Source organism: Macrococcus hajekii (assembly GCF_004359505.1).
Taxonomy (GTDB): Bacteria; Bacillota; Bacilli; order Staphylococcales; family Staphylococcaceae; genus Macrococcus; species Macrococcus hajekii.
The window spans coordinates 324991-349163 of sequence record NZ_SCWE01000001.1; the positions used below are offsets into that span (position 1 = coordinate 324991).

At 40.6% G+C, this 24173-nt stretch carries 28 protein-coding genes and 1 tRNA gene; 28 read left to right on the plus strand and 1 reads right to left on the minus strand.

Features of this window, described 5'->3' with window-relative positions; genetic code table 11:
- The first annotated feature begins 1 nt into the window (after window position 1).
- From recD2 to ERX37_RS01890, 27 genes are all read left to right on the plus strand, one after another.
- Entirely contained in the window at window positions 2-2380 is a 2379-nt protein-coding gene (gene recD2, locus ERX37_RS01760; protein ID WP_133428927.1) for an SF1B family DNA helicase RecD2, read from the plus strand.
- 234 nt (window positions 2381-2614) lie between these two features.
- Window positions 2615-5233, plus strand: coding sequence for an alanine--tRNA ligase (alaS, locus tag ERX37_RS01765; protein WP_133428928.1), 2619 nt, complete (start codon window positions 2615-2617; stop codon window positions 5231-5233).
- Window positions 5234-5295: 62 nt separating this feature from the next.
- Entirely contained in the window at window positions 5296-5565 is a 270-nt protein-coding gene (locus tag ERX37_RS01770) for an IreB family regulatory phosphoprotein (RefSeq protein ID WP_133428929.1), read from the plus strand.
- Complete coding sequence (gene ruvX, locus ERX37_RS01775) at window positions 5558-5980, plus strand: Holliday junction resolvase RuvX (protein ID WP_133428930.1); 423 nt, start codon at window positions 5558-5560, stop codon at window positions 5978-5980. Before ERX37_RS01770 ends, ruvX begins: the two co-directional genes overlap by 8 nt.
- An 11-nt stretch (window positions 5981-5991) precedes the next feature.
- Complete coding sequence (locus ERX37_RS01780; RefSeq protein ID WP_133428931.1) at window positions 5992-6321, plus strand: DUF1292 domain-containing protein; 330 nt, start codon at window positions 5992-5994, stop codon at window positions 6319-6321.
- A gap of 17 nt (window positions 6322-6338) precedes the next feature.
- Window positions 6339-7466, plus strand: a complete 1128-nt coding sequence (gene mltG, locus ERX37_RS01785; RefSeq protein ID WP_133428932.1) for an endolytic transglycosylase MltG — start codon at window positions 6339-6341, stop codon at window positions 7464-7466.
- Between the two features lie 105 nt (window positions 7467-7571).
- The gene (locus ERX37_RS01790) at window positions 7572-8198 is read left to right on the plus strand and encodes an O-methyltransferase (RefSeq protein WP_229713146.1); all 627 of its coding nucleotides are present in this window, start codon (window positions 7572-7574) and stop codon (window positions 8196-8198) included.
- A 1-nt stretch (window position 8199) separates the two neighbouring features.
- The gene (locus tag ERX37_RS01795; protein WP_133428933.1) at window positions 8200-9123 is read left to right on the plus strand and encodes a peptidase U32 family protein; all 924 of its coding nucleotides are present in this window, start codon (window positions 8200-8202) and stop codon (window positions 9121-9123) included.
- 11 nt (window positions 9124-9134) lie between these two features.
- A complete protein-coding gene (locus ERX37_RS01800; RefSeq protein ID WP_229713148.1) occupies window positions 9135-10373 on the plus strand; it encodes a peptidase U32 family protein in 1239 nt (412 codons plus the stop codon).
- Entirely contained in the window at window positions 10373-10987 is a 615-nt protein-coding gene (gene udk, locus ERX37_RS01805) for a uridine kinase (protein ID WP_133428935.1), read from the plus strand. Before ERX37_RS01800 ends, udk begins: the two co-directional genes overlap by 1 nt.
- Before the next feature lie 22 nt (window positions 10988-11009).
- On the plus strand, window positions 11010-11486 hold the full coding sequence (gene greA, locus ERX37_RS01810; RefSeq protein WP_133428936.1) for a transcription elongation factor GreA: 477 nt from the start codon (window positions 11010-11012) through the stop codon (window positions 11484-11486).
- 53 nt (window positions 11487-11539) lie between these two features.
- Window positions 11540-12238 carry a 5'-methylthioadenosine/adenosylhomocysteine nucleosidase gene (locus ERX37_RS01815; RefSeq protein ID WP_133428937.1) on the plus strand — a complete coding sequence of 233 codons (699 nt, stop codon included), beginning with the start codon at window positions 11540-11542 and terminating at the stop codon, window positions 12236-12238.
- Between the two features lie 195 nt (window positions 12239-12433).
- Complete coding sequence (locus tag ERX37_RS01820; protein WP_133428938.1) at window positions 12434-12958, plus strand: YqeG family HAD IIIA-type phosphatase; 525 nt, start codon at window positions 12434-12436, stop codon at window positions 12956-12958.
- A gap of 91 nt (window positions 12959-13049) precedes the next feature.
- Window positions 13050-13358 (plus strand): hypothetical protein, encoded by a 309-nt coding sequence (locus ERX37_RS01825; RefSeq protein WP_133428939.1) that lies wholly within the window; start codon window positions 13050-13052, stop codon window positions 13356-13358.
- Complete coding sequence (locus ERX37_RS01830; protein WP_133428940.1) at window positions 13321-14172, plus strand: prohibitin family protein; 852 nt, start codon at window positions 13321-13323, stop codon at window positions 14170-14172. The genes ERX37_RS01825 and ERX37_RS01830 overlap by 38 nt, the downstream gene beginning before the upstream one ends.
- Before the next feature lie 148 nt (window positions 14173-14320).
- A complete protein-coding gene (locus tag ERX37_RS01835; RefSeq protein ID WP_188352350.1) occupies window positions 14321-14812 on the plus strand; it encodes a GNAT family N-acetyltransferase in 492 nt (163 codons plus the stop codon).
- 88 nt (window positions 14813-14900) lie between these two features.
- A tRNA-Gly gene (locus ERX37_RS01840) sits at window positions 14901-14971 on the plus strand.
- A gap of 106 nt (window positions 14972-15077) precedes the next feature.
- The gene (yqeH, locus tag ERX37_RS01845; RefSeq protein ID WP_133428942.1) at window positions 15078-16175 is read left to right on the plus strand and encodes a ribosome biogenesis GTPase YqeH; all 1098 of its coding nucleotides are present in this window, start codon (window positions 15078-15080) and stop codon (window positions 16173-16175) included.
- Between the two features lie 10 nt (window positions 16176-16185).
- Complete coding sequence (aroE, locus tag ERX37_RS01850; RefSeq protein WP_133428943.1) at window positions 16186-16977, plus strand: shikimate dehydrogenase; 792 nt, start codon at window positions 16186-16188, stop codon at window positions 16975-16977.
- Between the two features lie 9 nt (window positions 16978-16986).
- Complete coding sequence (gene yhbY, locus ERX37_RS01855) at window positions 16987-17280, plus strand: ribosome assembly RNA-binding protein YhbY (protein WP_133428944.1); 294 nt, start codon at window positions 16987-16989, stop codon at window positions 17278-17280.
- Window positions 17277-17855, plus strand: a complete 579-nt coding sequence (gene nadD / locus ERX37_RS01860; RefSeq protein ID WP_133428945.1) for a nicotinate-nucleotide adenylyltransferase — start codon at window positions 17277-17279, stop codon at window positions 17853-17855. The genes yhbY and nadD overlap by 4 nt, the downstream gene beginning before the upstream one ends.
- Window positions 17824-18390 carry a bis(5'-nucleosyl)-tetraphosphatase (symmetrical) YqeK gene (gene yqeK / locus ERX37_RS01865; protein ID WP_133428946.1) on the plus strand — a complete coding sequence of 189 codons (567 nt, stop codon included), beginning with the start codon at window positions 17824-17826 and terminating at the stop codon, window positions 18388-18390. Before nadD ends, yqeK begins: the two co-directional genes overlap by 32 nt.
- 18 nt (window positions 18391-18408) lie before the next feature.
- On the plus strand, window positions 18409-18753 hold the full coding sequence (rsfS, locus tag ERX37_RS01870) for a ribosome silencing factor (protein WP_133428947.1): 345 nt from the start codon (window positions 18409-18411) through the stop codon (window positions 18751-18753).
- Window positions 18750-19478, plus strand: coding sequence for a class I SAM-dependent DNA methyltransferase (locus ERX37_RS01875; protein WP_133428948.1), 729 nt, complete (start codon window positions 18750-18752; stop codon window positions 19476-19478). Before rsfS ends, ERX37_RS01875 begins: the two co-directional genes overlap by 4 nt.
- Window positions 19479-19545: 67 nt before the next feature.
- Window positions 19546-20172 carry a helix-hairpin-helix domain-containing protein gene (locus ERX37_RS01880; protein WP_229713161.1) on the plus strand — a complete coding sequence of 209 codons (627 nt, stop codon included), beginning with the start codon at window positions 19546-19548 and terminating at the stop codon, window positions 20170-20172.
- Window positions 20173-20216: 44 nt separating this feature from the next.
- Window positions 20217-20681, plus strand: a complete 465-nt coding sequence (locus ERX37_RS01885) for a ComE operon protein 2 (protein WP_133428950.1) — start codon at window positions 20217-20219, stop codon at window positions 20679-20681.
- A 13-nt stretch (window positions 20682-20694) separates the two neighbouring features.
- Window positions 20695-22947, plus strand: coding sequence for a DNA internalization-related competence protein ComEC/Rec2 (locus tag ERX37_RS01890; RefSeq protein ID WP_133428951.1), 2253 nt, complete (start codon window positions 20695-20697; stop codon window positions 22945-22947).
- A gap of 27 nt (window positions 22948-22974) precedes the next feature.
- Here the strand turns inward: ERX37_RS01890 and ERX37_RS01895 are convergent, their stop codons facing one another.
- Entirely contained in the window at window positions 22975-23109 is a 135-nt protein-coding gene (locus tag ERX37_RS01895; protein ID WP_133428952.1) for a YqzM family protein, read from the minus strand.
- A 54-nt stretch (window positions 23110-23163) separates the two neighbouring features.
- Between ERX37_RS01895 and holA the strand changes: the two genes are divergently transcribed.
- The gene (holA, locus tag ERX37_RS01900; protein WP_133428953.1) at window positions 23164-24165 is read left to right on the plus strand and encodes a DNA polymerase III subunit delta; all 1002 of its coding nucleotides are present in this window, start codon (window positions 23164-23166) and stop codon (window positions 24163-24165) included.
- Window positions 24166-24173 lie beyond the last annotated feature (8 nt).

Below are 24173 nucleotides of genomic sequence, written 5' to 3' on the forward strand. Positions count from 1 at the left end.
GGTGGAAAATATGTCTTTATTCGAACAGTCCTATATAAAAGGCACCATCAGCCGCCTCATGTTTCAGAATGCGGATAATTTCTATACTGTGCTGAAAGTAGAGGTATTGGAATCGAATGAGGACTTTGAGGACGAAGCGACAGTCATCGGTTATTTGCCTCAGGTTGCTGAAGGCGATACTTATACATTTACCGGTAAAGTAGTTACGCATGCAAAATATGGCAAGCAGTTATCAGCAGAAAAATTTGAAAAAGATATGCCGCAGACACGGGATGGAATCATTCACTACTTATCCAGTGACCTTTTTAAAGGTATCGGTAAGAAGCTCGCTCAGCAGATTGTGGATACGCTCGGTGAAGATGCTCTGACACTTATTATGAATGACAGGAACGTGCTCAAAAAAGTACCTAAACTCTCTAAGGAAAAGCAGGAGATGATCTATCAGACGGTGAATGAAAACCAGGCCATTGAGAAAACGATGATTCGTCTGAATGAATGGGGCTTTGGTCCTCAGCTCGCTATGAAGATTTTTCAGTTCTATAAAGAAGAGACGTTACCAGTCATCGAGAAATCACCTTATCAGCTTGTCATGGACATTCAGGGCATCGGTTTCAGTAAGGCTGATGAACTAGCCCGTAAGCTAGGGATTGAGGGTAATCACCCTGAGCGTTTGCGCGCTGCGCTTGTTTTTACACTGGAGCAGGCTTGTCTGCAGAATGGCCATACATATATAGAAGAGCAGAGTCTGCTGGAAGCGGCCTATACGATGCTGACCGCTTCAGGTGAACAGGTAGATTCAGGACTTCTCGTCAACAAATTGACTGAACTGAGTGAAGAGAAAGTAGTGGTTAGTGACCGTGAGCGCATCTATATGCCGAGTCTATATTATGCAGAAATCAAGACCGTTCAAGTCCTGCATCGCTTAAAACAGACACAGGACAAAATTAAACAGTTCGAACAGTCAGAGATTATGCTGGCAATCGGAGAGCTTGAGTCGTCATTCGAGGTCACTTATGCTGATAAGCAGAGAGAGGCACTGGAAACTGCTATGAGTGAGAAAATGATGATTTTATCAGGAGGGCCTGGTACAGGTAAGACGACAGTTATCAGAGGCATCGTTAATTTATATGCTGAACTCCATGGCCTGAGTCTCGATTATAAAGATTATGAGGGAACTGATTTTCCGGTAGCGGTAGCTGCACCGACAGGGCGTGCATCTAAACGGCTATCAGAATCAACAGGACTTGAAGCAACGACTATTCATAGATTGATTGGCTGGACTCGTGAAAATAAGCCGGACGATATTCTAGAAAATGATATTGCTGCGAAACTCGTCATCATTGATGAGATGTCGATGGTTGATACGTGGCTGATGTTCCAGCTGATGCGTGCTGTGCCGAATGACTGTCAGATTATATTTGTCGGTGATCAGGATCAGCTGCCGTCAGTAGGACCCGGTCAGGTGTTCCGTGATCTCATTGACTCCGGTATCATGTCGCAAGTTGAGCTTGCAGAAGTCTATAGACAGCAGGAAGGCTCGTCTATTATCGAGCTCGCACATCAGATTAAAAGAGGTCAATCTTTCGATATTGCAGCCCGCTATAACGACCGCTCCTTTCTTCCATGCTCAACGGATCAGATTCCGACTGTCATTAATCAAGTCGTCTCAAAAGCTGTAGATAAGGGCTATGATATGCGAGATATCCAGGTTCTCGCTCCTATCTATAAAGGAAAAGCAGGCATCCGTTTCCTCAACAAGGAACTTCAGCAAATATTGAATCCACAGTCAGATGATAAAAGGGAGCTGGAGTTCGGCGACATCATTTACCGAGATGGCGATAAAGTGCTGCAGCTGGTCAATCGTCCAGAAGATAATGTATTCAATGGCGATATTGGTGAAGTAGTCGGTATTTTTATGGCAGCAGAGAATGCGCTGAACAAGGATGTGGTCATCGTTGACTATGAAGGCAATGAAGTCACTTATACGAAACAGGATCTGACTGAACTGACACACGCATACTGCTGTTCCATTCATAAATCTCAAGGCTCAGAATTTCCGATTGTCATCATGCCGGTAGTAAGAGCCTACTACCGCATGCTTCAGAAAAATATTTTATACACAGGTCTGACACGCGCGAAACAGTCGCTGATTATTTGCGGAGAGCGCTCAGCTTTTGATGATGGAATCAAAAGGATGGGTCTTGAACGTCATACTTCATTTAGAGAACATCTACAGGAATATTTCGGTATGAAGGAAGAAAAACAAGCAGCGACGACCATTGCAATTGGAGAACTGACGGAAGAGAATATGCATCAGATATCACCGATGATCAATATGGAAGGGATTTCTCCATCTGATTACGAAACAGTTGACGACTAGTCCATAAATTCATATAATTTAATTATTCAGTATAAGATGAGTAGGAGCAGAACTGAGAAACTAGAGACATACCGGTCGGTGAGAGGTATGCAGGATGCTTTGAAGGCTACTTGTACAGTGTAGATGAATAAGACTATTGAGTGATGGCTTTTTTGCCGTAACTAGGGTGGTACCGCGAACACGTTCGTCCCTTTTTGAGGGGCGGGCGTTTATTTATTTTAAGGGAGAGATTAGATGAAACGATTAACAGCAGCAGAAATCAGACAGATGTATTTAGACTTTTTTGTAGAAAAAGGCCATATGATTGAACCTTCAGCACCACTTGTGCCGATTGATGATGATTCACTTCTCTGGATCAATTCAGGTGTCGCAACATTAAAGAAATATTTCGACGGACGTGTCATTCCGGCTAATCCGAGAATCACGAATGCGCAGAAATCCATCCGAACGAATGATATCGAGAATGTCGGTTTTACAGCGCGCCATCATACGTTCTTTGAAATGCTGGGGAACTTCTCAATCGGTGATTATTTCAAGAAAGAAGCAGTCGCATTTGCATGGGAATTTCTGACGAGTGGCAAATGGCTTGCCATTGAACCGGAAAAACTGTATGTGACGATTCATCCGGAAGATACAGAAGCTTATGACATCTGGGTAAATGACATCGGACTGACTGATGATCGTATCACTCGTATTGAAGGTAACTTCTGGGATATCGGTGAGGGTCCGTCAGGTCCTAACACAGAAATCTTCTATGACCGCGGTGAAGCTTATGGACAGAATGACCCGGCAGAAGAAATGTATCCAGGCGGTGAGAACGAACGATATCTTGAAATCTGGAACTTAGTGTTCTCGGAATTCAATCATAATCCAGACCATACGTATTCCCCACTACCGAAGCAGAATATTGATACGGGGATGGGCCTTGAACGGATGGCCAGCGTATCACAGAACGTTAGAACTAATTTCGACACTGATTTATTCCTGCCGATCATTCAGGAGACTGAACGTATCTCAGGTGCGAAGTACGGAGAGAATGAAGCAAAAGATGTTGCATTTAAAGTAATCGCTGACCATATCCGTACAGTTGCATTCGCTATCGGTGACGGAGCACTGCCATCCAATGAAGGACGCGGTTATGTCCTGAGACGTCTACTGCGTCGTGCTGTTCGTTTTGCACAGCAGCTAAACATTAATCAACCCTTTATGTACCATTTAGTCGATATCGTTGCAGCGATTATGAAGGCTTACTACCCATCTGTTGAAGAACAGAAGGATTTCATCAAGCGTGTCATTAAATCTGAAGAAGACCGCTTCCATGAAACGCTGGAAGAAGGACTGGTGCATTTTAACCGTCTGAAAGAAACAGCTGATGGTACGTTGAAAGGTGAAGATGTTTTTAAACTGTATGATACATTCGGTTTCCCGGTTGAATTGACAGAGGAACTGGCAGAAGAAAACGGTCTGAAAGTTGATCATGCCGGATTTGAAAAAGCGATGGAAGAGCAGCGTACACGTGCGCGTGAATCCCGTCAGAAAACACAAAGTATGCAAGTTCAGAATGAGACGTTATCAAGCATCCAGACACCAAGCCGCTTCGTAGGTTATGATGTGCTGGAAACGACGACTGAGTTGGAGGATATTCTCGTTGATGGAACTGCTGTTCAGGAGGCTGAGAGCGGTGATGTTATTCAGTTTATCCTGCGCGAAACACCATTCTATGCGGTCAGTGGGGGACAGATTGCAGATACGGGTCTTGTCAGCCATGATGACTTTGAAATTGCAGTGACTGAGGTTATTAAAGCTCCAAATGGTCAGAATCTGCATACGGGAACAGTGAAATTTGGTCGTGTGCATAAAGGTGCAACTGTTTTAGCATGCGTCAATAAAGAATTCCGTAACCATATCATCAAGAATCATAGTGCGACTCACTTGATGCATGCTGCACTTAAGCAAGTGCTAGGTACACACGTCAATCAGGCAGGTTCACTTGTAACACCTGATAGACTTCGCTTTGACTTCTCTCACTTCGGTCCAGTGACACAGGATGAGTTGAAGCAGGTGGAATCGATCGTCAACCAGAAAATATGGGCAAATATTAAAGTGAATATTGAAGAGATGGCAATTGCTGATGCTAAAGAAAAAGGAGCGATGGCACTCTTCGGTGAAAAATATGGTGATATCGTCCGCGTCGTTGAAATGAGTCAGTTCTCTATCGAGTTGTGTGGGGGTGTGCATGTTCAGAATACTTCAGAGATTGGTCTCTTCAAAATTGTTTCTGAATCAGGTACAGGGGCAGGCGTAAGAAGAATTGAAGCTGTGACCGGTCAGGCAGCATTTGAATTCTTGACACATTACGAGCAAATGGCTGAACAACTGATTCACACCCTTAAAGTGAAGAATGCAGGACAGATTGAGGCAAAAGTAGAAGACCTGGTTACCGCTGAAAAAACGCTGACTAAAGAATTATCAGAGGCAAAACGTGAATTGTCGAACTTAAAAGTAGGAGACATTACAACGCTGACTGAGGATATCAATGGTATCCGTGTACTGGCACTCGAAGTAGAAGCAGCTGATGCAAAAGAATTACGCGATATGATGGATGATTACAAATCTAAGCTGCCAGATACGCTGATTTTCCTAGCTGCAGCATCTGATAAATTAAATTATATGGCAACAGTAGCCAAGTCCCTGACTGACCGCGTAAAAGCAGGAGACTTAATCAAAGGTGTCGCAAATGTAACAGATGGAAAAGGTGGCGGTCGCCCCGATTCAGCACAAGGTGGCTCAAATGATACATCTAAAGTGACAGAGGCATTACAGTTTGTTAAAGAACACATTAAATCCCTATAATTTATTATGTATATGCGATATGATACAATGTGAACAAATGGAATGCTAAGGGGTGTAATACAGTGGAAAACTTTGATAAGACAATGAAATTTGATATTGAAGAACTGCCGAAAGAGGAAGTGCGCATCGTTCTTCTGAATGTCTATAACACACTTGAAGAAAAAGGCTATAATCCGATTAATCAGATTGTCGGTTATCTGCTTTCAGGTGATCCTGCTTATATTCCAAGACATAATGATGCTAGAAATCAGATTAGAAGACTGGACAGAGATGATATTATGGAACAGCTTGTTACTCATTATATTGAGTCAGAAAAAGGATTCCATGAATAAAGTAATAGGTCTTGATGTCGGCTCTAAAACTGTAGGTATTGCTCTCAGTGATGCGATGGGCTGGACAGCACAAGGACTCGAAACACTCCGCATTAATGAAGAACAAGGTACATTCGGTATTGAACGTCTCAAAGAAATTATTGAGACTAATGATGTGAAAGTAGCAGTCGTCGGTCTGCCCAAAAATATGAACAATACCATTGGCCCCCGAGGGGAAGCATCCATTCACTATAGTGAACTGCTGAAAGAGGCATGTCCTCATCTTGAAATCGTGATGTGGGATGAACGGCTTTCAACAGTGGGCGCTGAACGCACTTTACTTGAAGCAGATGTATCACGTAAGAAACGCAAGGCTGTAATCGATAAGATGGCCGCAGTCTTTATTCTGCAAGGCTATCTTAATTCTAAATCATAAGGAGAATGAACATGACTGAATTCAACAAAGAAAACGAAGAAGTACAAGGTACACTTGACATCAATAACGAAGAGGAATTACTCACATTATTTGATGAGGATAATAACGAAGTACTTTACCGTAAAATTCTTGAGTTCTACAATCCACAATTTGATAAAAATTATGTGATTTTAGCTGAAGAAGGCGCTTCTCAGGACGATGAAGAGATTGAACTGATTCCAATGATCAATGTACCGAATGAAGATGGAGACGGCGGTCGTTTCCTGCCAGTTGAAACTGATGAAGAATGGGATATGATCGAAGAAATCGTTAACACAGAGATAGACGAAGAAAACATCTAAAGGGATAGGTAGACAATATGACTAAACGAAATAAAGAGATCCGTGATACAGCGACGGTATCGAGATTCGTTTCAGTTATCATCATTGCGCTTTTCCTTATCGGAATGATTATTGCTGGTATAGCTGGACTATACTATTTCACCTCCAGCCAGAAGCCGCTTGATCCTGATAATAAAGCGGTAAAAAAGATTGAGATATTACCTGGAGAGTCTGCAACAGCAATTGGTGAGAAACTAGAAGCAAATCATATTATTAAAAATAGCGATATGTTTAAATATTATTTGAAATTCAATAATATTTCAGATTTTAAGGCAGGTAACTATGAGTTATCTCCTTCAATGACATTCGAACAGATTTCAAAAAGTCTCCAAAAAGGTGAAGTTTACCTACCTGTACTCTTTAGAATGAGTGTCCCGGAAGGTATTACACTGGATGAGATCGGTAAGATTGTAGAAAAGAATACGACTATCAAAGCTTCGGAATTCACGAAACAAGTTGACGATAAAGAATTCATTAAAAAAATGCAGAAGAAACATCCGAAATTGATTACCAATGAAGTCTTCAATAAAGAGGTTAAGCATCCACTGGAAGGCTATCTGTTCCCGGCAACCTATGATTTCACTGAGAAAAATCCGACGACTGAGCAGATGGTTGATAAGATGCTGACAGCAATGGAAGATAATGCATTTCCACTCTGGGATAAATACGGCGGTATCGTCATCAGTGAAGCAGGGAAAGAAAGACGTCTTACATTCCACGAGTTTCTGACGTTCAGTTCATTGATTGAACGTGAAGCAACTGGACTGACAGATCGTGCCAAGATTGCTTCAGTCTTCATCAATCGTATGGCTGAACAACCGGCGATGCCTTTACAGACTGATCCAACTGTCCTCTATGCATTAGGACGTCATAAAGACGTGACCTACCAGGAAGATACGAAAGTAGATGACCCATACAATACGTATCAGAATACAGGTCTTACGCCTGGTCCTATAGCGGCAAGTGGTATTGAGTCCATGGAAAGTGCGCTTAATCCTGCAAAAACTGACTATTTATACTTCTTAGCTGATAAGAACGGCAAAAACTATTTCTCTACTACACTTGAAGAACATAATGAGAAAAAAGCTAAATATATCGGTTTTTAGATTTAGACTTAAAAATAATCACTAAATGTGATACAATACTTTGAATGACTTTTGAATTCTACCAGCCTTCGGGTTGGTAGTTTTTCTGTTAAAGGATTGAATAACTTGGAAAATAGAGACTATATCACACAACTGAATCCAACCAATCAGCTGGATAAATTAAGGATATATGCTGAGGAGCATCAAGTACCTATTATGGATAAAGTGGCACTTGAACTGGTTAAGCAGACGATGAGAATTCATCACGCTGAATCTGTGCTGGAAATCGGTACTGCCATCGCTTATAGCAGTATGCATTTTGCGAGTATCCATGATCATATGCATGTAACGACTATTGAACGTAATGAAGAAATGTATCATCAGGCTGTTAAAAATGTAACTAACTTTGGCTATGATGATCAGCTGCGCCTTATCTTTAAAGATGCTGCTGAAGCATTTGAACAAGTGAATGACCGCGAATATGATATATTGTTTATCGATGCAGCAAAAGCGCAATCAAAGAAATTTTTTGAGTTTTATAGCCCGCTCGTCCGCAAAGGTGGTCTGATTATTACAGATAATATTCTCTATCATGATTTTGTCGGCAATATAGAGATTGTTAGAAATCGTAATATTAAGCAGATGGTCAGAAAAATTGAGAAATATAATGACTGGCTGAAAGAACAGCCGGGTTACACAACGAATTTTATTGATTTAGGAGATGGCATGAGCATCTCAATAAAGGAGATATAATATGACAGAATTACTAGTGACACCTGTTTCGCTTAAACATATAGATGAGCTGATTGCAGCAGGTGCTGATGCATTTGTGATTGGTGAAGCTCAGTTTGGGTTAAGGCTGGCTGGAGAATTTAACAGAGAAGAACTTGTTCAAGCGATAGATAAAATTCACGCAGCTGATAAGAAAGCTTACGTGGCAGTAAACGGACTTTTTCATAATGAACATTTAGATGCTGTAGAAGATTATATTAAATGGCTGCATGAAATCCGACCTGACCGTATCATTTTCGGGGATCCTTCAGTAGTGATGTATGTACGTGCGCAGGAGAATCCTATTCCACTTCACTGGAACCAGGAAGCACTTGTGACAAATCAGTTCCAGTGCAACTACTGGGGAGAGCGAGGAGCCTCCCGCGCTGTCCTTGCTCGTGAACTCAGCATGGAAGAAGTAATTGAAATCAAGGAAAATACTGATGTTGAGGTGGAAGTACAGGTTCATGGTATGACGTGTATGTTCCAGTCGAAACGAAACTTACTCGGTAATTATTTCCTTTACATGGATAAAGCAATGAAGATTGAAAACCGGCAGGACGCACAGAACATGCTGCTCTATGATGAAGAGAGAAACAACAAGTATCCTATTTATGAAGACTATAATGGTACACACATCATGAGTCCGAATGATATTTGTGTCATAGAAGAGCTGGAAGAACTGTTCGAAGCAGACATCGATAGTTTCAAAATTGATGGTGTTCTACAGTCTGAGGATTATATCACTGAAGTAACACGTCAGTATCGTAAAGCGATTGATTTATATAACGAAGATCCAGACCTTTATGAAGATGAGAAATTTGGATTACTGGAAGTCATTGAGGATATTCAGCCCGAACATCGTCCGCTTGATCAAGGCTTCCTCTATAAACAAACTGTATATTAAGGAATGATAATGTGACTAAAACAATATTAAAGAAACCTGAACTATTGGCACCCGCTGGTAACCTTGAAAAGCTGAAAATTGCTGTACATTACGGCGCAGATGCCGTGTTTCTTGGAGGACAGGAATACGGTCTCCGCTCAAATGCGGATAACTTTACGATGGAAGAAATCAAAGAAGGCGTTGAATTCGCTAACAAATATGGCGCCAAAATCTACGTGACGACTAATATTATTGCGCATGATGAGAATATTGACGGTCTTGATAATTACTTGAGACAACTGGAGGCAACAGGTGCTACGGGCATCATTGTAGCTGACCCGTTAATCATTGAAACATGTAAACGTGTCGCACCCAAGCTTGAGATTCACTTAAGTACGCAGCAATCGCTTTCTAACTGGAAAGCAGTTGAATACTGGAAGAATGAAGGTCTGGAGCGTGTCGTACTGGCACGTGAAACAGGGGCAGAAGAAATGCGTCTGATGAAAGAGAAAGTAGATATCGAGATTGAAGCGTTTGTACACGGTGCAATGTGTATCGCTTACTCAGGCCGTTGTACACTTAGTAACCATATGACCGCACGAGACTCTAACCGTGGTGGCTGCTGTCAGAGTTGTCGATGGGACTATGATTTACTCTCTGTTGATAATGATGAGCTTGATGTAGTATACGAAGGCGATGAAGTCACACCGTTCGCGATGAGTCCAAAAGATTTAAAATTGATTGAATCTATTCCGAGTATGATTGATATCGGTATTGATTCGCTTAAAATTGAAGGACGTATGAAGTCAATTCACTATATCGCGACAGTTGTTTCTGTTTACCGGAAAGTAATTGATGCTTACTGTGCAGATCCTGAAAACTTTAAGATTGATCCTGAATGGATCACTGAACTCGGTAAATGTGCGAACCGTGATACTGCACCTGCTTTCTTTGAAGGTGTGCCGGGGTACGAAGAGCAGATGTTCGGCCATGAACAATCAAAGAAAACACCTTTTGATTTCTGTGGCTTAGTGTTAGACTATGATGAAAAGACACAGATGGCAACTGTTCAGCAGCGTAACAATTTCAAACCGGGTATGGAAATTGAATTCTTCGGTCCTGAAATCAGTAATTTCAAACAAGTGATTTCTGAAATCTATGATGAAGAAGGAACATCGCTTGATGCTGCAAGACATCCGCTTCAACTTGTACAGATTAAAGTGGAGCATCCTGTCTTTAAAAATAACATGATGCGGAAGGAAATAAGCTGATGACAACTATCATTGGAATTGCAGGTGGTTCTGGCTCTGGAAAGACGTCTGTCACCTCTAAAATATTGAAGAATCTGGAAGGTTTCAGTGTCGCTTTAATCGAACAGGATTACTATTATAAAGATCAGTCTCATCTAAGTTTTGAAGAACGATTAAAGACTAACTATGATCATCCATTTGCCTTTGATAATGATTTATTGATTCAGAATCTGACTGACTTACGTGATAAAAAGACAGTCAAAGTACCTACGTATGATTACACGATTCATACTAGAAGTGAGAAAACGATTACATTTAAGCCGAAAGATGTTATTATAGTAGAAGGAATTTTCGCGCTTGAAAATAAAGAACTTCGCGATTTGATGGATGTAAAAATATTTGTAGATACTGATGCAGATCTTCGCATTTTAAGAAGAATGATTAGAGATATAGAAGAGCGTGGTCGTACGATGGAGTCAGTGATCGATCAGTATTTGACGGTTGTCCGTCCGATGCACAATCAATTTATTGAACCTACAAAAAAATATGCTGATATCATTATTCCTGAGGGTGGCAGCAATGCTGTCGCTATCGATATTATGACGACTAAAATACAATCATTAATCAGAAACTAGAACTGAGAAAGAAGGATCATGAATGGAAATCCAAAAAGAATATCCAATGACACAAGAAGGTTTTGACAAATTAGAAGATGAACTTGAATACTTAAAGACGGTTAAACGTCCTGAAGTTGTAGAGAAAATCAAAGTTGCGCGTAGCTTCGGGGACTTATCAGAGAACTCAGAGTACGATGCGGCAAAAGATGAACAAGGCTTTGTAGAACAGGAGATCGTTAAGATCGAAATGATGCTTCGTCATGCTAAAATCATTACTGCGGACGGTTCAAAATCTGAAGTACAGATTGGCCGCACGGTGAAATTCGTAGAAATACCGGACGGAGATGAAGAATCATACATGATCGTAGGGTCTGCAGAGGCAGATCCATTTGAAGGCAAAATCTCAAATGAATCACCCATCGCTAAATCGCTGATTGGTAAAAAAGTAAATGATGAAGTGAATGTTCCATTACCAAACGGTAACGAAATGCGTGTTAAAATTGTTGAAATCAGCTAGAAAACCTAAGTAGATTCTTTATGAATCTACTTTTTATTTGAGGAGGAATGGCCATGTTAGGGATTATCGGTGCAATGCAGGAAGAAGTAGAGATTTTAAAGAATGATATTGAACAACTTGAAGTAAAAAAACATGCTCATGTAGAAGTCTACACAGGAAAGCTGTATGGTTATGACATTGTATTAATGCAAAGTGGTATCGGTAAAGTAAATGCAGCCTTGACGACAGCTGTTCTGATGGAACATTATCAGCCGGAAGCCATCATCAATACAGGTTCAGCTGGAGGCCTTGGTCAAGGTCTGCAAGTCGGAGATATTGTCATCAGTCAGGATGTTCTGCACCACGATGTAGATGCAACAGAGTTTGGTTATGAGCTAGGACAAGTACCAGGTATGCCAAAAACATATACGGCTGATCAAGGCTTGATGACATTGACAGAAGAAGCGATTAAACAAAATGATCTTAATGCACATATCGGACTGATTGTATCAGGTGACAGTTTTATCGGTTCTCTCGAGAAAAAAGAAAAAATTATTTCTAATTTCCCTGACGTCCTGGCAGTTGAAATGGAAGCGGCAGCTGTAGCACAAGTATGTCATCAGTATGGTGCCCCATTTATTATTACGCGTGCTGTATCTGACCTTGCCAATGGTGAAGCAGAGATGACATTTGAAGAGTTCCTGAAAGTCGCTTGCGTATCGTCAAGTAAAATTGTAAAATCATTAATAGAGACATTTGCTGCTACTAAGTAGTAAGGAGGCGTTGATATGATCTTCATCATGGCTTTATCAGTGATTGCGACAGCTATTATCGGCTTCATTATCTATAGTGAAACTGAAGTTGAATACGGCGACAAAGAAATCATCGAATAGAACGAACCCCAGTTCCGCGGGAATTGGGGTTTTATTATGACGAAAATAAGGTATGGGAAGGTAAGAGGTGAAACGATGAGTTTATTGAAAAAGTATTTAATGCCTAGTAAATATGTAAAAAATATATTTGAGATTACGCCGCAGGAACTTAAAAAGCAGGGAATTAAAGCGATTATCACTGATCTGGATAATACACTCGTAGGCTGGGATGTTGAACTGGCAACAGAAGAAGTGATTAACTGGTTCAATCAGATGGCAGCAGAGAACATTAAAATCACGATTGTTTCAAATAATAAAGAAGCACGCGTAGCTGCTTTTGCAACACCACTGAAAGTAGATTATATTTTTAATGCCAGAAAGCCGATGGGTCAGGCATTTAAGAAGGCCACAAAGGCGATGAATGTCAGTGCAGCAGAGACAGTCGTCATTGGAGATCAGATGATGACCGATGTGCTCGCTGCAAATACAAACGGCTTCTATTCCATTATGGTCGTACCGGTCAAATCGAACGATGAATGGAAAACTAGAGTCAATCGCATGATGGAACGCCGTTTTCTAGCTTACTTCAAACGTAAAGGCTATATTAGCTGGGAAGAGTAAACCATGACAATTGTCATGGTTTTTTTGGATATATTTAACTCTTTAACTGACTAATGTTATAATAAAGTTAAGCATGGAATGGAGGGATTTTATGCGTTATTTTCTTATCGGTCTGATTATCCTGATTCTGCTCGCCGTTGTTCTTTATTTTGTCTTATCACGTTTTTATGATTATTTATCATATAGAAATGATGTTGAAGAAGAGAAGCGTGAGACACGACTGTATCACTATGAGGAGAATTTAGAACTGATTAAACTAAAAGAACAGCGTGAACGCCTGAAAGTAGCTATACAAGTCAGAAGCCAGCACTTTCAACCGCAGCAGGAAATTAGACAATTAACCGAGGAACTGGAGGAAGTCAATGAACTCATCAGAACAATCGAAAGTGGAAACCGTTAGACCTGCACGTAAGAAACCTGTTAACCGAAAATCATTGATATTAACGACTATTATAGGTGCATTACTGTTACTAGGTGCCCTGATTCTATTCATGTGCATTGAAAAAGTCCCACAAGGTTATCAGGCCGTCATTTATTCCGTTACAGGGGTAAAAGACGAGACAAAACCGGCTGGGTGGCATGTGATTTCACCGCTTGATAAAGCAGTTCATTATCCGATCAGAACACAGACAAAAGAATACAAAAATTTAAATGTGGCAACAGCAGATGGTAAGAATCTGGATATGGACATCAGTATCAACTATCACGTTGATCCAACTAAAGTCGTCAAGATATTCAACAAGTTCGGTAATGCAGATATAGATGGACTTGAAAATGGCTTTTTACGCACCCGTGTGCTGGATGGCCTCAGACAATCTGTTGCCAAATATTCAGTAATCGAGACATTTGGTGTCAAAACAAGTGAGATCAAGAAAGATACACTGGGAGAATTACAGAAGCAGCTGACTGATCAAGGGTTTATCATTGAAGATATTGCTATATCAAGCCCGAAAGCAGATGCGGCAACACAAGCAGCCATTGATGAACGTGTTAAAGCGAACCAGGAGCTGGAACGTGCAAAAACGGACCGTGCTATCGCTGAACAGAATGCAGCGAAGAAAAAAATTGAAGCACAAGGACAGGCAGAAGCCAATGATATCCTTGATAAATCCCTTACTGACAAAATCATCAAAAAACAGATGATTGACAAATGGGAAGGTAAACAGCCTATTACAATAGGTGGCGAAGGCGTTATCGTTGATGTCAATAAATAATGTTTAAAAGTTCAAGCAGAAATCTATTGTGGATTTCTGCTTTCTTATATGAAAAAATAGAAGCAGCTGACTAGAACTCATCATGGAACGTCAAGCAAACGAGGTTTCCTTGACGATAAGCAATATAAAATTTTTAAAATAAGGAGAGATATCGATGGAATTACGAAAAGCGGTGCTTGATGACCTTGAAAGAATCGTCGAAATTTATAATTCAACTATTGCGAGTCGCATGGTAACAGCTGACACAGAGCCTGTCACAATTGAAAGTAGATTGAACTGGTTTAACGAACATGGGCAGAAGAAACCTTTATATGTCATCACAGAAGAAACAGACATAATAGGCTGGATGAGTTTCAGTGATTTCTACTCACGTCCTGCATACGACAAAACTGTAGAGGTAAGTCTCTATATCGATGAGAACTATAGAGGACAGGGCATTGGACAATGGGCCATCAAGCAAATGAAAGAACGAGCAGGAGAGCTTAATTTCAGAACGCTGCTCGCATTTATTTTCAGTCATAATGAACCGTCAATACGTCTGTTTGAAAAGAATGGCTTTGTCACTTACGGTGAACTGCCAGATGTAGCAGAAATGGATGGCCGGCTTTATTCCTTAAGCATATTAGGTTATCCTGTTTAAAAAATATTTTAAAAATACTTGCATTCGCATTTTCTATGTGCTAATATTAATAAAGTATTCTTCAGAAAAGCAATACATATAATAATATGCGGATGTAGTTAAATGCTATAACACCAACCTTCCTGGTTGGAGTCATTGGTTCAATTCCAGTCATCCGCTTATGAAGGTCCCAGGCAGCTGGGACTTTTTTTATGTCATTTTTTCGCTTCATGTTGATGTGTGTTAAAATAAAGAGGGTTAAACATAAGTGTAGGAGGAATCATATTTGTCTAACGAATTAAGATGTATTGGCTGTGGAGCCGTACTTCAAAGTGACAATCCTGACAAGGCGGGTTATGTCCCGCAGTCAAGTTTGAATAAAGAAGATGTCATCTGTAAGCGATGCTTCAGATTAAAACATTATAATGAAATCCAGGACGTCAATATGACAAGTGATGACTTCCTGACGATGCTGAATGCGCTCAGTGATAGAGAGGGTATTATTGTCAATGTCATCGATGTATTTGATTTCCAGGGCTCTTGGATCAATGGCTTAAAGCGCATTGTGGGCAATAAGAAAGTGATTCTTGCGGCTAATAAAGTTGATTTACTACCTAAGCTCATTAATAAAAATCGTGTCGAGAACTGGATTAAACATCTGGCTAAAGAATTAGGCATGAAACCGGATGATGTGATTCTGATTTCAGCAACTAAAAATCAAGGGATTGATGAACTTCTTGATGCGATTGAATCATTGCGAGCAGGTCAGGATGTCTATATTGTAGGGACGACCAATGTCGGTAAATCGACATTGATCAACAAGTTGATCGAGCGCAGCATCGGTGAAAAGGATGTAATTACAACTTCTCATTTCCCTGGTACGACGCTGGATCTGATTGATATTCCGCTTGGTGATGGGACGTTTATTTATGATACGCCAGGTATCATCCAGCCTCATCAGATGACGCATTTCGTAACAGAAGATGAACTGAAGATAATTATGCCAAAAGAGGAAATAAAGCCGCGTAATTTCCAGCTGAATGAAGGGCAGACTTTATTCTTCGGAGGGCTTGTAAGAATTGATTATGTTTCGGGCGGTCGACGAAGCTTGAATTGTTTCGTCTCAAATCGTCTTCATATACACCGCACAAAGACGGTGAACGCAGAGGACCTCTGGCATCGTCAGATTGGAGAACTACTTACGCCTCCAGGGCACAGTGACTTCGATTTCGATGGTTTGAAACGACATACTTTATCTGTAAAAGACCAAAAACAGGATATCATCATTTCGGGTCTAGGATTTATCACAGTTGATGAAGGTGCACTGATTGAAGTCTATGCACCGAAACAAGTGGATGTCTATTTAAGACCGAGTATACTTTAGAGGTGAAGGGATGAAATTTGCAGTAATCGGCCATCCTATCAGTCATTCTTTGTCACCTGTCATGCATCATGCAAACTTTAAAGCACTTGGACGAAATGATAGTTATATTGCACTCGATGTGCATCCTGATCATTTTCATCATATTAGAGATATCATCACTGAATATGAACTTGATGGATTTAATGTGACAATTCCGTTCAAAACAGATATTATGCATTACCTGGACGCAATCGATGATCATGCACTGGCAATTGGTGCAGTAAACACAGTCAAGATTAATGAGGGTAAGTGGACAGGCTATAATACAGACGGTATCGGTTTTCTGGCGAGTCTTCCTTCAATGCCGACAGCAGGAACTCATGTCCTGATTATTGGTGCGGGAGGCGCCGGCAGGGCGATTGCACAGGCTTTTAAACAATACGGGGCTGAGGTAACGGTAGCTAACCGGACAGTTGAAAGGTTGATGAACTGGCCGGATACAGTCACTAAAATAGGACTTGAAGATTTAAGTCATCATGCTCAGCACGCCGATATTATTGTCAATACGACACCACTTGGTATGACAGGCTTTGGTGATACATGCATTTATGATTTTAATACGGCACAAGAAGGCGTCATTGTAGCTGATGTCATCTATACGCCGAGTATGACACCTTTCTTAACGGCAGCGGCAGATAAACAATTAAAAATTGTGACGGGGCTGGGAATGTTTATTAATCAAGGTGCCGAGAGTTTCGAAATTTGGACAGGTCTGAAAGCAGACCGCGTAGCTATGAAAAAATGTGTAGAACAGTATTTATAGGAGGAAATTATGTTAACAGGTAAACAGAAACGTTATTTACGCGCTGAAGCGCATCGTATTGATCCCATTTTTCAGATCGGAAAAGGGGGCGTGAACGATAATCTTATTGAACAATTAAATGAAGCGCTTGAAAAAAGAGAACTGATTAAAGTCAGCATTCTTCAGAACAATGATGACGATAAAGAATCTCTCGCAGAAGAAGTAGCTCGACGTGTGTACGGAGAACTAGTTCAGCTGATCGGTTCTACAATCATTCTCTATAAACCTTCTAAAAATCATAAGAAGATTGAACTTCCTCGATGATTGTACTTTACGGCGGTACATTTGACCCGTTACATATTGGTCATATGATAGTAGCAAATGAAGTCTATGAAGCTTATTCACCTGACCGCTTTATTTTTATGCCTGCTGCCCATAGTCCGTTGAAAACACGTCATGCAGTAGCGACTGATGAAGAACGTCTGCAGATGCTTTATTTAGGTGTTAAAACGTTAGGTTTTGGTGAAGTGTCTGCCTATGAGCTTGATAAAAAGGGTGACAGTTATACTTACGATACTGTAAAACACCTTCTGTCACAGGACGACGAGGTCTATGTCATCATCGGCACTGATCAGTATCATCAGCTTGATAACTGGTACCGGATAGATGAGCTGCGGGAGATGTGCCGTTTTGTTGTCGTTAACCGAGAAGTGGAGTACAATCAGGGTGATTCAGATGTGATTAATTTCCATATACCGCGTATTGACGTCAGCTCTACGACAATCAGAATGAGGCTCGCTGAGGGTCAGACAGTGAAATTCTGGCTGGATTCTGATATAGAGGCCTTCGTTCGAAAGGAACGTATATATGAAAAAGAAAAAAGCGAACAAAATAGTTGAAGAAAAGTTACCGAAAAAACGTTATGAACATTCAGTAAGAGTAGCTGAAACAGCTGTTAAAATGGCTAAAATATATGGCGGTGATGCAGAGAAAGTTGAGCTTGCGGGCTTATTGCACGACTATGCAAAATATGACGAGCTATCAAAGCTATACCAGATGGTGACGAAATATGAGCTTGATAATGCACTCCTTGCCTACAATTCAGAAATTCTGCACGGTCCTGTCGGCGCTTGTATCATGAAGTATGAATTTGGCGTTGAAGATGAAGAAATCTTTCTTGCGATCCACAACCATACGACAGGACGCGAGCATATGACACTGACTGAAAAGATTATTTTTGTAGCAGATTATATAGAGCCGGGTCGTCAGCAGCCCGGTGTCGATGATATCAGAAAAATGATATTTGAAGAAAAAAAACTGGATAAAGCCATTTATGAGATTTCGAAAAGAACAGTACTTTATTTAATCGAAAAAGATAGTGCTATTTACCCTAAAACAATTGACTGTCTCAATTATTATAACCTCGAAAAATAAGTTAAAAGGATGGATTGAATGGATTCAAAACAATTACTTGAGCTCGCCTTTAAAGCGTGTGATGATAAAAAAGCAGAAGAAATTATCGGTATTGATGTTAAGGAGATCAGCGGTATCACAGATTACTATGTGATCTGCCACGCGAACTCAGACAGACAAGTCCAAGCTATTGCAAGAGAAGTGAAAGAACAGGCTGAAGAGGTCGGTATCGAAGTAGGTAAGCTGGAAGGTTTCAACGAAGCACAGTGGATACTTGTCGATCTGGATGATGTAGTCGTGCATATCTTCCATAGAGAAGAACGTGGATATTATAACCTGGAACGTCTGTACAGAGATGCAGAGTTTATTACTTACGAGCAATGACCTACGAAGCTTTTGCACTTTTATACGATGAATTGATGTATGATCAACCCTACGATAAATGGCTCGCATTGACGGAACCTTATTTGATGGAAGCGTCCTCAGTGCTTGACCTTGGCTGCGGAACAGGTTCTTTTACGGCTCTGCTGCCGAAGAATTTAGAGCGGGTCGGTGTCGATTTAAGTGAAGAGATGCTGACGGTTGCAGCTGCAAAAGATTCATCCATTCAGTGGCTGACACAGGATATCACTGAACTGGCCCTTGACAGGACTTTTGATGTCATCACTTGTTTTTGCGATAGCATGAATTACATTACTGAAGCAGAAGCTCTCGACGTTTTATTTGAGAGAGTTGCTCAGCATTTAACAGATGACGGCATCTTTTTATTTGATGTCCATTCGATCTGGAAGATGGAAAATCTGTTTGACGGGCAGACCTATAGTGACGAGACAGATAGAGTGATGTATATCTGGCAGACCGAGCCGGGAGATGCGCCTTACAGTGTTCATCATGACATGAGTTTTTTTGTAGAAGAAGCTGACGGCAGATATAGTCGCTATGATGAATCTCATTATCAGCGAACTTATCCGCAAGATTTCTATCAGAATCTTATCAGTCGACATCAACTCGTAGTAGAATGTATATTTGCAGATTTTGACGTTAATAAGACAGATTTAGCTGAAGCTGAAAGAATCTTTTATGTTATCCGGAAAAAAACTAAAATTTAATTTTTATTATGTCAAAATAAATAAAAATGAGACATCTCTCCGATTATATAGGGGAGGTGTTTTTTTGATGGATGGATTGAAGGACTTAATTGCTGAACACAAAATAAAGATCGGCATACTGATAGTTATTATGACAGTGGCTCTCATCATGAGTCTGATTACAAAACCATCTGATAGTGCACCACTGGAGCCACTTTCTGAACAGAAGGACAAGTTGGAGATCAGTACAGAAGTCACGACGGAAGTTCCTGCCAAAAAGGAGATGATTGTTGATGTTAAAGGCGCTGTGAAGCATGGAGGTGTCTATAGGACGGATCAGTCCAAAAGGGTAGTGGATATTATAGATTTAGCCGAGCCTCTCAGCAATGCAGATATGGAGGCGGTCAACCTCTCGATGCAACTAACTGATCAGATGGTCATTTATGTCCCTTATAAAGGAGAAGTTAAAGAAGAGAAGTTTGAGATGTATGGCCAGACTACCACAAAAAATGATTCTGAGGGTCAGGTGGTTAACATCAATACAGCGACAGAGAGTGAGCTGCAGAACATCCCGGGTATCGGACCGAAGAAGGCTGCCGATATATTGATGTATAGGGAGCAGCATAATGGTTTCAAGTCGAAAGAGGAGATAAAGGAGATTAAGGGCATTGGTGACAAGACATACATGACACTGGAGCCTTTTATCGAATTGTAATTACTACATTCATCACTTACAATGAGACTATTGGAGGGATTGTGATGGAAAGAATCAAATGGCAGGATTATTTTATGGCACAGAGTCAGCTACTTGCACTACGTTCGACTTGTAACAGACTGAGTGTAGGTGCAACAATTGTAAAGGATAATAGAATTATTGCAGGCGGCTATAACGGGTCTGTTTCTGGAGAAGCGCACTGTATAGACGTCGGTTGTTATATCGAGGAAGGGCATTGTATCAGAACAGTTCATGCAGAGATGAATGCCTTGCTTCAATGTGCAAAATTAGGCGTCTCAACATCCGGCGCTGAGATCTATGTAACGCATTTTCCTTGCATTCATTGTACAAAATCAATCATCCAGGCCGGGATCAGTAAGGTATCTTATGCCATGGATTATAAGAACCATCCTTATGCAATCGAACTGCTGCAGAAAGCAGGCATTCAAGTTGAGAAAATTACATTTGATGCAAGTAAGGTAGCGGAGTACTTTAATATGATTGACTAATAAAGGAGGATACATGTGGTTTAATCTTGCAGTTGCTGCTTTATGTGGTATTTTATACTGGGAATCTCCTTTATGTGCATGTATCCTTCTGATTATTATTATCTATCAATGTATTTTGAAAAAGCAGTCAAACCTTCTTTTGATTATCTTTCCTATGGTGATATGTTCTGCATTTTATACGCATCCTTCTCCAGTACCATCTTTTAATTGGCTGGAAAGTGATCAAGGACGGCTGACGACCGATTTTACGCTGCTGGATGATCTGGTGGTTGATGGTGATCTGTTGAATGGTACGCTTGAAGTAAACCATCAGAAAGTGCATTTCAGTTATTTTATCAAGTCAGAACAGGAGCAAAAAAAGATTGTTCATCATCTGCCTTATTTTCAGCAGTGCAGAAGTATATTGCAGCTGAAAAAACCACTGCCGAATACGAATGGTCTGAAATTTGATTATGCAGAAAGTCTGAATCGACAGAATATCCATTACACGGCTGAACTGGAGCATCTTAATATAGATGACTGCAAGCCGGTTACGCTTGGTATGGTGGATACTGTTAAGCGATACAGGGTAGAACTTGCAGACCGGATGATAAAGACGGACCGGTTTAATATACGTTATGTCACAGCCCTTACTTTAGGAGATATACGCTTCCTATCATCTGAGGAGCTGGATGTGCTTAAAAATCTAGGTATTTATCACTTATATGCTATCAGTGGCTCCCATGTTGCGCTTGTCAGTGTGCAGCTTTATTTTATCTTAAAGCGTCTGTATGTGCCTCTCCACTGGTGTACCGCCTTCATGGTCATTTTAATCCCAGTCTATACTATTCTGACCGGATTATCTCCTTCTGTTATCAGAGCTTCTCTTTTTATTCTTCTATACATGCTGCTTAAAAGATTTGGAATTACCTTGCTTGATAGTTTATCGTTATCTTTTCTGCTTTTTCTGCTAGTGGATGCTTCAGCAATAGCAGATATCGGGTTCCAGTTATCTTACTTCATTTCACTTTCACTCATCTTCACAAGCAATCTCTATCATGACAAAGGTCCTGTGATGCTGCTTATCATAACAGGTCTTATTTCGCAGTTAGCGAGTCTTCCTATTCTCCTGATGAATTTTAATGTTTTCCAGCCGATCGGTATAGTGACCAACTTATTATTCATCCCTTTTTTCACCTACATTATGTTTCCGCTCTGTACAATTATGTTGATTTTTGAGATGCTGTTTTATCATCTGCCTCCCTTTTTTGATGGCTTTTTAATAGCGGTATTTTATATTAATGATTTAATGATTAAGGTCTTTCAGAGGCTGCCGGTCTACCAGTTAACAATAGGCAATCAATGGCCGATGTTTTATTTATTTCTGACAGCTATGGTTCTGACAGCTTGTTATCAGCTGAAAAGGGGCTGGCTCTATTTAATTGTTAGCCTCCTTTTAATATCAGGGTTGATGGCAGGATGGATGTACGTTCAGCCGCATGCAGAACGGATGACATTTATTGATGTGGGGCAAGGGGACAGCGCCATACTGGAGAGCGGCGGCCAGGTGATGATTACGGATACAGGAGGACGTATCGAGTTACCCAAAGAGGATTGGCAGAAGAGAAGAAAGGTGAATGCTGCTATCCATTTTAATGTTTTAGCTTTTTTAAAGGAGAGCGGATATAGTAAAGTGGATTACTTGCTTCTGACACATCCAGATGCTGATCATTTCGGTGAAGCAGTTCACCTCCTTGAAAATATTAAAGTTGATTCTATTATCTTAAATACGGCTGCCCCCGGTAATGAGAAATATCAGCCGCTTATAGAGCTGGCAGCAGAAAGAGGCACTAGGCTGATTGATGCTGGACAAATGGCAAGTTTCCAAGTGGGGAGAGCCCGCGTTGAACTCCTTAACACAGACGGGCATTTCAACGATGAAAATGACAGCAGCATCGTGTCAAGAGTGACTCTTGACCGAATCTACATGCTGATGGCGGATTTGCCACTCGCGGGTGAAACGATATTAGAAGACAGGATATGCAGCAGGCCTGCTGATGTGCTTAAAGTGGGACATCATGGCAGCAAGACAAGCACTTCGGACGTCCTATTGAACTGTCTGAAACCTAAATATGCAGTGATATCAGCAGGAAGAAACAATCGCTTCGGTCATCCTCATACTGAGGTTATTGAGAAGCTGCAGAGTAGAGACATCACTATATTAAACACGCAGTCTGAGGGTAAGGTTGAGTTCACGAATAGAATGACCACAGGAAAAAATCCATAAAAAAAGACTGGAAAATATCCAGTCAGTTTAATTTGCTAACAGTGCAAAAATTTGGGCGATGATATAGATTGTAGCAAATGCACCGAACCCAATGCCCATTGCATATACAGAGTCTTTTACATCATTATTTTTAGATTGTACATCCTGTTCAAAATGATTCATGTCATCAACCTCCAGTTGTTTTAAGTATATGATAATTCTATAAAAAAAGCTATAATGAAATTAAGTTTTATTAAGGGAGTTCTTGATGTGAATACGATTATAATCAATCATGGTGTCATTCCAGAGCTGGTAGCAGAGAAAACAGATGCCATCGTAAAAGAACTGCTGCCAGAAGTAGACGAGTTTAATTTTGCTAAATATGACATGCTGGAGACGCCGGTACAGGCCGTTATAGAGGATGCAATGACCATCCCTTTTCTCAGTGACTTAAAAGTAATAGTCGTTAAAAACAGCTATCTTTTCACAGGAGATAAACCGAGAACGGCTATCGAACATCATCTCGATACGCTCGCTGAATTTATTGAACACTTCAAAGGGCCGAATGTCGTCATCTTTGAAGTCTTAAATGATAAGCTGGATGAAAGAAAGAAAATAGTGAAGAATGTAAAAAAACTGCATCAAGTAAATAAAATAGATGCATTGGATGAAATGGCATTAAAAAAATGGGTTAAACAACAGCTTAACGCGCAGTTCAAGGATATTAAACAGGATGCACTGGATGAGCTCATTCAACTGACTGGAGCAGATTATAAACTTGTGGTGAATGAAATGAAGAAGCTGCTCCTATATATCGGTGATGATGCCATTATCACGAAGTCTCATGTGCAGGCTATCGTTTCCAGAAGTCTTGAACAGAACGTTTTTCTGCTGACGGACTATATTACTACTAATCGTAAAAAGGAAGCCATTGCACTGGTGAAAGATTTGATCAATATGAAAGAAGAGCCGATTAAACTGCTGGCTCTCATCAGTGGACAATATCGACTCTTTTATCAGACAAAGATCCTCAGTCAGAGAGGCTTCAGTGAAGTACAGATTGCTAAACAGCTGAAAGCTCATCCTTACCGTGTTAAATTAGCGCTTAGAAAAGCAGGTAAGATGAATCTGAGTGATATTTTGAAGGTTATGTCAGCTTGTGCTGAAACTGACTATCAGCTTAAATCCTCTTATATGGATAAGGTGCTTATTCTTGAACTCTTTATTTTGAACATATAAAAAAAGCC

What these genes read in the sequence shown, in the direction of transcription:
- alaS (WP_133428928.1), top strand. Translation starts at nt 2,615, where the DNA reads ATGAAACGATTAACAGCAGCAGAAATCAGACAGATGTATTTAGACTTT.
- ruvX (WP_133428930.1), top strand. Translation starts at nt 5,558, where the DNA reads ATGAATAAAGTAATAGGTCTTGATGTCGGCTCTAAAACTGTAGGTATT.
- ERX37_RS01780 (WP_133428931.1), top strand. Translation starts at nt 5,992, where the DNA reads ATGACTGAATTCAACAAAGAAAACGAAGAAGTACAAGGTACACTTGAC.
- mltG (WP_133428932.1), top strand. Translation starts at nt 6,339, where the DNA reads ATGACTAAACGAAATAAAGAGATCCGTGATACAGCGACGGTATCGAGA.
- ERX37_RS01795 (WP_133428933.1), top strand. Translation starts at nt 8,200, where the DNA reads ATGACAGAATTACTAGTGACACCTGTTTCGCTTAAACATATAGATGAG.
- udk (WP_133428935.1), top strand. Translation starts at nt 10,373, where the DNA reads ATGACAACTATCATTGGAATTGCAGGTGGTTCTGGCTCTGGAAAGACG.
- greA (WP_133428936.1), top strand. Translation starts at nt 11,010, where the DNA reads ATGGAAATCCAAAAAGAATATCCAATGACACAAGAAGGTTTTGACAAA.
- ERX37_RS01815 (WP_133428937.1), top strand. Translation starts at nt 11,540, where the DNA reads ATGTTAGGGATTATCGGTGCAATGCAGGAAGAAGTAGAGATTTTAAAG.
- ERX37_RS01820 (WP_133428938.1), top strand. Translation starts at nt 12,434, where the DNA reads ATGAGTTTATTGAAAAAGTATTTAATGCCTAGTAAATATGTAAAAAAT.
- ERX37_RS01825 (WP_133428939.1), top strand. Translation starts at nt 13,050, where the DNA reads ATGCGTTATTTTCTTATCGGTCTGATTATCCTGATTCTGCTCGCCGTT.
- ERX37_RS01830 (WP_133428940.1), top strand. Translation starts at nt 13,321, where the DNA reads ATGAACTCATCAGAACAATCGAAAGTGGAAACCGTTAGACCTGCACGT.
- aroE (WP_133428943.1), top strand. Translation starts at nt 16,186, where the DNA reads ATGAAATTTGCAGTAATCGGCCATCCTATCAGTCATTCTTTGTCACCT.
- yhbY (WP_133428944.1), top strand. Translation starts at nt 16,987, where the DNA reads ATGTTAACAGGTAAACAGAAACGTTATTTACGCGCTGAAGCGCATCGT.
- nadD (WP_133428945.1), top strand. Translation starts at nt 17,277, where the DNA reads ATGATTGTACTTTACGGCGGTACATTTGACCCGTTACATATTGGTCAT.
- yqeK (WP_133428946.1), top strand. Translation starts at nt 17,824, where the DNA reads ATGAAAAAGAAAAAAGCGAACAAAATAGTTGAAGAAAAGTTACCGAAA.
- rsfS (WP_133428947.1), top strand. Translation starts at nt 18,409, where the DNA reads ATGGATTCAAAACAATTACTTGAGCTCGCCTTTAAAGCGTGTGATGAT.
- ERX37_RS01875 (WP_133428948.1), top strand. Translation starts at nt 18,750, where the DNA reads ATGACCTACGAAGCTTTTGCACTTTTATACGATGAATTGATGTATGAT.
- ERX37_RS01880 (WP_229713161.1), top strand. Translation starts at nt 19,546, where the DNA reads ATGGATGGATTGAAGGACTTAATTGCTGAACACAAAATAAAGATCGGC.
- ERX37_RS01885 (WP_133428950.1), top strand. Translation starts at nt 20,217, where the DNA reads ATGGAAAGAATCAAATGGCAGGATTATTTTATGGCACAGAGTCAGCTA.
- ERX37_RS01890 (WP_133428951.1), top strand. Translation starts at nt 20,695, where the DNA reads ATGTGGTTTAATCTTGCAGTTGCTGCTTTATGTGGTATTTTATACTGG.
- ERX37_RS01895 (WP_133428952.1), bottom strand. Translation starts at nt 23,109, where the DNA reads ATGAATCATTTTGAACAGGATGTACAATCTAAAAATAATGATGTAAAA.
- holA (WP_133428953.1), top strand. Translation starts at nt 23,164, where the DNA reads ATGAAATTAAGTTTTATTAAGGGAGTTCTTGATGTGAATACGATTATA.